Source organism: Acinetobacter stercoris, from assembly GCF_900323515.1.
GTDB lineage: Bacteria > Pseudomonadota > Gammaproteobacteria > Pseudomonadales > Moraxellaceae > Acinetobacter > Acinetobacter stercoris.
The window spans coordinates 1-7238 of sequence record NZ_OOGT01000201.1 but is presented as its reverse complement, the minus strand read 5'-3'; the positions used below and the strand labels follow the sequence as shown (position 1 = coordinate 7238).

Below are 7238 nucleotides of genomic sequence, written 5' to 3'. Positions count from 1 at the left end.
GCATTTTATTTCATTCAGCACCCATTCAAGAAATTTGTCCATTTGCAAAAATTCAGGACTAGATTTAAAACCAATATGCGTTTTATCTCTAAAACTACCTAAAACCTTAAATGACTCTATAAAAAAATCTGAAGAATCACCCTCATGCATTGCTCGAAAAAAATCTATGATCAGATCATAATTAGATTTTTTTTCAGCATCAGGTCTTGCGATAATAAAGTAGTAAATTTGCTTTAATACAATTGTTTCGTAATCTGTGGTCATTTCGTTTCTTTTAAGCATCTTATAAATATTTACCATACGTAATAATTATCTATAAGATTACTATAGCTTTTTCATGAAAAACATTATTTTCTGGTTTTTTTTATAAAACATCTTTCTCCTTACTCATCGTTTAGATCTATGTTGAAAGAACCTTTATACAGCTATACATTTAATAAGATATTGATTAAATGTATGCAAAAAAAACCTGTTCCATTGAGGGAAAATGAAACAGGAGAAAACCAAAAAACACTACCTAGTGTTAATAAAATAATAACAACCATGTAATACATCACACAATTATGATTATTGAGACTCACTGTCCTAAAAATATACTTATTTAGCCAACTAAAAGACCTGTTTATCGATGAACTTCTTAATTTTTAGCTTCGAATGTAGAAAATGCTAGGAAAATACTAAAAACCCCTCCTCCCTCAGCATTCCAGTAATATTTTCATGATCAGGATTATGTAAAATCATTAAAAATTGATTTAGCCCAGCTCAGTCTTTAAGCTAGGTACTGATACAAACTGAGTGATCAATCAAATCTTTTCGGCAAGTATGGTTTGGTCATTTTCGAATATCCTAAAAAAGGAAAAAATAGCAATATTAGAAATATAGTAAAGTTATACATTTAGCAAAAGTTATAATTTTTATTAATAAAAACAAAAGCCCGCAATCGCGAGCTTTATTACATTTCATTATGATAAATTTATCTGGTTTTCATAAATCTATTGCTGTTTAAAATCGAAAAGTTTATTTCAATTATAAAACACGAATATTACTTGCTTGTAAGCCCTTTTGTCCTTGAGTAACAGTAAACTCAACGCGTTGACCTTCTTGCAGAGTTTTAAAACCTTCTGATTGAATTTCTTTAAAATGTGCGAATAGATCTGGACCTGATTGTTGTTGAATAAAACCAAAGCCTTTAGTCTCATTAAACCATTTTACAGTACCAGTACTAACGTTTGACATTCTTATATTCCTATTTGGGTAACATTAAAAAAACTTGAAAATAAAAGTAAGGAAGTAAAATCTGAAACGAAGAATTGTAATCAATACTTAACGAAAAAAGACTTAATGAACCAACAATTTTTTCTAGTCAATTTCAACTATACGCTGATTTAACAATTATACAAGAAATTTAAATCTTTTATCTTCTGAAAGTATCCTACACCCTCTCAGAACACGATTTTTATATAATCCATATAAAAAAAGCCTAATCTTGTGAGATTAGGCTATAAAACTTTAAACTTTTATTGGTAGCGGGAGCTGGATTTGAACCAACGACCTTCGGGTTATGAGCCCGACGAGCTACCAGACTGCTCCATCCCGCATCAACAAGGGTGACTTTATACGCCCTATTTATAATGAATGCAATCTTTATTTTATATTAATTAAAGAATCAGCCAATAATATCGATGTCTGTAGGTTTCATGCTCGTAACACGTTCAGCAACTTTAAATAATCAGAATATAGAATTACTGTCAAAAAGCTAATCATCTAAGAAATCCAGAAACTGGCACATAGGCACTATTTAGAAAATATCCAATACAAATCAAGAATATAAAAACAATAATCACATAAATGATAAATCAAGCCAACTTTAAATCAAAATTTTCATATTTAATATATGAAAATTTGCGACTTCACTCATCATTCTCTCCCCTTTTGATTGAACCCCACTTCTTGTAAAGATAACTTCAACAGTCTCCCCACAGAGAGGATGAAGTGGATTTGAATAAAGTTAGTTAATATTTACCAATAAAGTAAAGCCATACCACATTTAATAAACCTGGAATCGCCAGTTCTACATACTATGTTTTGCTATATTTATAGATAGTTAGATAAAATAATATATACCTTTAAATACATACTCTTAAGATAAAAAACACTTTACGTTCATTATCGATACATATAAATAGTTATAGTTTACTAGTCTACAAATCAGTCTACAAAACTTATAGACAGAAGTACGGTTAATAGGTGAAAAGATTTCAATGAATAGGTGTTGACCAACAATATAAAATAGAAGAATTGACACAGCTTTTTCATAGTGAGAAATTAATCGAATAAAAGAGCACCAATATGGTGCTCTTTTATTATCAGAAAAACACATTCTTCCTAACAGCCCAGACTCCTAAGACTAGCAAAAAAGTTACAATTCCACCTGCGCCACTTGAAAGTATTATTGCTTGCATTGCTAATTCATTAAATGCAAAAGTACCATTAGAAAAAAACTGCATCCGCTCCCATTCAGAAGGAGATAGCTTTATAAATAAAATCATAATTAAGATCGATGTCACCACAAAAACAAACGGCGCTAGATATCTTAATTTCCATCCCGTTTTAGCAACCCAATACCCGATAAATAGAACGATAATTAAACCAATTAAATTCCCTAAAATTAACATCCTCCACTCCTAGTGAAAATATTGATTTATTCCGATTTGAATTTGTTGACGAGCTTGAGCCTCAGTACCATTCGCCTGAATCCGAATAACAGGTAAAGTCCCCAAATCTATTATAGGAACCTGATTGTTATACTGCTGATAAAATTTTCTGTAAAATTCTTGATATGCTAATTGCTGATTCATTCGTGCAATAGCTCTTTGCTCATTATAACTACTAATAGCTAAATTAGCAGATGTTTTACTTACTAATAGGTTACTTGTAATTACAAAACCAGCATTAGTTGTGAATTCACGGGTCTTATTAGTAGCTAAGTTCCCTCCCCAGTTGGCAGCTTTTTGCATCAAAGTTGCATTTTCAGAAAGCGCAGTTTTTGCAACATGAACATCTGCAGCAAGAAAAGCTGCTTTTCCTATGCCACCAAATGCTGCCCCTAGCGCAGCTTGTTGCCCCATTTCTGTCCAAGAAAATGAATTCCTTAAATTATCCCATGTCCCACCAACTAAATCTTGATTATTTTTCTTTGCCTCAATAAATGCATTTATACCTACTTTCCCAACATAAAATGCACTACTCATACCAGCACCTACGCCCATTGCAATGATTACTGGATGTTCGCCTGTTAGATCTACATACGTAATTGGATTATTATAAGCATAAGCATATGGATTTAAACCACCTTCCAAACCGATTGGATCTGGCTCCATATAACGACCAAGCTCAGGGTTATAGTAACGGTGTAAATTATAGTGAAGTCCTGTGAATTCATCATAATACTGACCAGGGAAACGTAAATTAAAAGTTACACTTCCTGTTGGCTTGCCACCCCCAAAAGCTGTACTTTCCCATTGCCACACTACAGCATTTGAACTGTTATCAACCAACATACGTGGTGTTGCATTATGACCAGTGATGATGGCATAAGTTTTACCAGCACCAGTACCATATATTGCAGCAACAGGGCGATTACCTATCCATACATACTCTACAATTGGAGTCCCGTTAGCAGTATATTCCCCGATTAAATTACTATTTTCATCATAAACGAATTGGACCGCACTGGCAGAATAAGTGACTCCAGCATTTAAAGCTCTAATAGTACGTTCATTCTTATGGTTATATGACATATAGTATTGACCATTTGTACCACCAGAATAGCGCATTTGCCCAGAACCATCATAAACTGATAAGAATGGAGCAAAACGAAGCTCACCAGTAGGTAAATAGTTTGCAGTTTTTAATACAGTATTTCCATNTTTAATATCCTGAACTTTGTTAGTATTCAGAATATAATTATACGCGTTACTATTATTCGACTTCCTATTTCCATTTTTATCATATGCATATGTATTAGACTTTTCACTAATTAATCTACTTGATTTATCATAAGTGTATGCATTTAAATTATTATTTAGTTTAGTGATCGAAGTAATACGTTTATCCTGATCAAAAGCATATTGTTCAGAATATATGTTCGCATTATTTTTATTACTAAAAGCAACTCCACTTATAGAACCACTTTTGAGTGCTTCATATGTTAATGAATATTTAGCCGCTGTATTTTCGATATTCCAAGAAGTTAATTGCCCTAAAGCATCATAAGCAATTTTACTAATAAATGGATTTCCAGCAATATGGACCGAAGCCAAACGGCCTTTGTTTCCATCATAATTGTAGTTAATGACTCTACCTGAAGGCATTTTTATACTGGTAACTTTACCACCGGCACTATAACTATAAGTTACTGTTAACGGTGTATTCACGCCTCCCCATGCAGTTAGAGACTTGTTCGTTTGTGTTTTCGCAACAATACGATCTAAGTTGTCATATGTATATTGAGTATCTACACCAAATGCTGCATTCGAGGTTACTTTATCAAGTCTACCAAAACGCGATTGATCATATGCATATTGGTAATTATAAGCTAATGCAGGATCACTCGTGTTAGCTACACTGCACGTTATTCCTCCTGTACGACCTAATGAGTCAATATTAGAGTGCGTACAATTACGGTTACTATGAGTTGTATTTGTAATTTGATCAGCTTGGTTATATATAAAAGATTTGGTCGCATAATCATTATTGACCTCATCCTTGACCAAAGTACTGCTAATATAGTTAAACGGGCTAGATCCAGAGTTAACAGCATCCTTAGAAGAAATTACATTATCAGCTTTATCATATGCTTTCGTACTAACATTGCCCTCACCATCCGTATATGAAATATTTCGATTTAGTGCATCATATGCCCATTTTTCTATAATCCCTAAAGCGGTCTGTGTCTGAGTGATATTTCCATTACCATCATAGGTAAATGCTTTCCAATAATGATTTGCATCTGTACCAGTACGTGTTTTAGATATACGACCATCAGCATTAAGTTCGTTATGGATAGAAACCGCCCCTTCTATCGTTTGTATAACACTATTATCAAAATAAGTTTGCGTTGTTATACTGCCATCAGGGGCTGTGATTTTAATTAAGCGTCCTATGACGTCATAATCATATACCGTCGTTTCATTATCAGGATTAGTTTCTGACTTTTTACGCTTCAAATTATCATAAGTATAACTTGTTAGTACGCCTGTAACACTTCCAGTATCTCCACCAGCTCCTATAATCCTAGATTTAAGTGTTCCATCAACATTGTAAATAAATTGATCAACCAACCCAGATGGATGAACAATTCGTTCAGGTTTTGCAAAAAGATTATAATTCAAATACTTTGTCACGACAGGTTTATTGTTTACATTTTGAGTTGTAGTCGCTTTATTACCAAAAACATCATAGGTAATTGTGACGCTGTCATTAATATCGTCTCTAGGTCCATCCACATTACTAATTAATCCATAATTGGAAACTCCTGGATCAGTGAAATAAGTATATTTATAAATCTTACTGTTTCCACCTTTCGGATATGAAATAACTTGTTGGGTAACCCATCCATTTGGATCAATGGTATTAGTTAGAGTTTGACCATCCGTAATTATTTGATTTGGTGTCGAAAATGTATTTGGGAATCCATTTGATAAAGTCGTATAATGATAAGATGTAATTTGTGAGTCAGGGGTATTAGCAGCAAGTGTTTTGGTAAGCAATCTGCTCGAACCATCATAAGTAAACTTGGTAACCTTTCCATTACCATCAACAATACTATCAATACTGCCTTCTAAATAATTTATTGTAACTTTAGTTATTGGTCTATTATTATAATTATAACAAGGTGTACCAGAAAAACTATAAACCATTTGTCTAGTATTTCTATCCAAAGTATAAGAGATATTTGTTGGTTGGATAGTCCCAGAGTTTTGATAATCTATTCGGTATGATCCACTATATCCATCTTGACCTGCTGAGGTTCTAGTAATGGAGCTATGATTAATTTTTTTATCACCTATTTGCTGATATGTTTCTTTTAAACGAGAAAGAGGTAATTCCGGGTTTCCTAAATGGTATTGATTTTCATAAATAAAATAATGAGTTTTATATGAATTCTCATCATATACACCAGTTATTAGTGGGAAATAGTATTTTTTATAATCCCCTGGCCAAAGAAAAAATGCACTTGATGGTTTTCTTTCATAGCTATATGACTCTTTACCATATTGCATTGAATTTGAAGATTTTATCGTGTAGATAGTTTGACTCCCCCAAGGGAATGACTCATACTCATATTTCGTATTTATATAAGCATCTGAATTATTTCGAGATAATCTTACTTCATCGATTAAACCATTACTATTTCTATAAAAAGTTAGACGATTACCTCGCCTGTCACTTACAGCACCTAAATTTCCATTAGAGTCATATCCAAAACCTCTAATCTCACCATTTGGTATAACAATATTTTCAACTTTATATATTGATCCTTGCATTTGCATAGGTGTATCTTTTATATATTTAAACTTATAAATAATCCCATTATTATTTAAACTAAAATCTAATTTCGTAATATCTCCTATAACAGAGTTATTAACTTTTAATTCATATCCTCTTTGTTCTTTATCTGAATAATTCATATATATATTATCATCTAAAGTATAAGCGGGATTTGGATTCATCACTCTTTCAACCCAAGGGTAAGTATTGCTTTCTTTTGTTTTTACATAATAATACCTATCTTCATAATCTCCAGGCAACCTTAATGTAATAACTAAAATCACACCTTGAGTATTATATTTAACTTTCTTAACGTACATAACGCTTTGATAGTTATCAGTCCAACCTCCTATAGATCTATCCTGATAAATCATATGGCTTCTAACAGCCACACTACCAGACAAACCAGTTGAGTAATTTCGAATATATGGAAGTGCACCATCTATATCAGTTTTTTTATAATAAGCATCATCTAAACTTAAAGCTTCCCTATCTAAAAGACAATTTTTTATATTTGGCAGTAAAGCATTAGAATTAATGATCTCAGGTGCATCTGCAAAACAATGGTTTAAGATATTAGTAATAATCAAAATAAGACTAAATATATATTTACTCATATCGTATGCCTTTCGTTATTTTTTGTTTATTTTTCCAAACTAACAACTAAACATTACATTTATATTAAT

General features: G+C 32.2%; 4 protein-coding genes and 1 tRNA gene. All 5 read right to left on the bottom strand.

Annotated elements, in window-relative coordinates:
* Positions 1–300, bottom strand: a 300-nt coding sequence (locus KPC_RS16310) for a hypothetical protein (RefSeq protein WP_121975412.1), incomplete at its 3' end; no start/stop codon positions are given.
* 726 nt (positions 301–1026) lie between these two features.
* Positions 1027–1236, bottom strand: coding sequence for a cold-shock protein (locus KPC_RS16305; RefSeq protein ID WP_121975411.1), 210 nt, complete (start codon positions 1234–1236; stop codon positions 1027–1029).
* 285 nt (positions 1237–1521) lie between these two features.
* Positions 1522–1598 (bottom strand) — tRNA-Met (locus KPC_RS16300).
* A 768-nt stretch (positions 1599–2366) separates the two neighbouring features.
* Entirely contained in the window at positions 2367–2675 is a 309-nt protein-coding gene (locus KPC_RS16295; RefSeq protein WP_121975410.1) for a hypothetical protein, read from the bottom strand.
* 9 nt (positions 2676–2684) lie between these two features.
* Entirely contained in the window at positions 2685–3560 is an 876-nt protein-coding gene (locus KPC_RS20965; RefSeq protein WP_456049177.1) for an RHS repeat-associated core domain-containing protein, read from the bottom strand.
* Between the last annotated feature and the right edge of the window lie 3678 nt (positions 3561–7238).

Excerpts from the sequence above, each read along its gene's own strand:
- KPC_RS16305 (WP_121975411.1), bottom strand. The coding sequence starts at position 1,236 with ATGTCAAACGTTAGTACTGGTACTGTAAAATGGTTTAATGAGACTAAA.
- KPC_RS16295 (WP_121975410.1), bottom strand. The coding sequence starts at position 2,675 with ATGTTAATTTTAGGGAATTTAATTGGTTTAATTATCGTTCTATTTATC.
- KPC_RS20965 (WP_456049177.1), bottom strand. The coding sequence starts at position 3,560 with ATGTTGGTTGATAACAGTTCAAATGCTGTAGTGTGGCAATGGGAAAGT.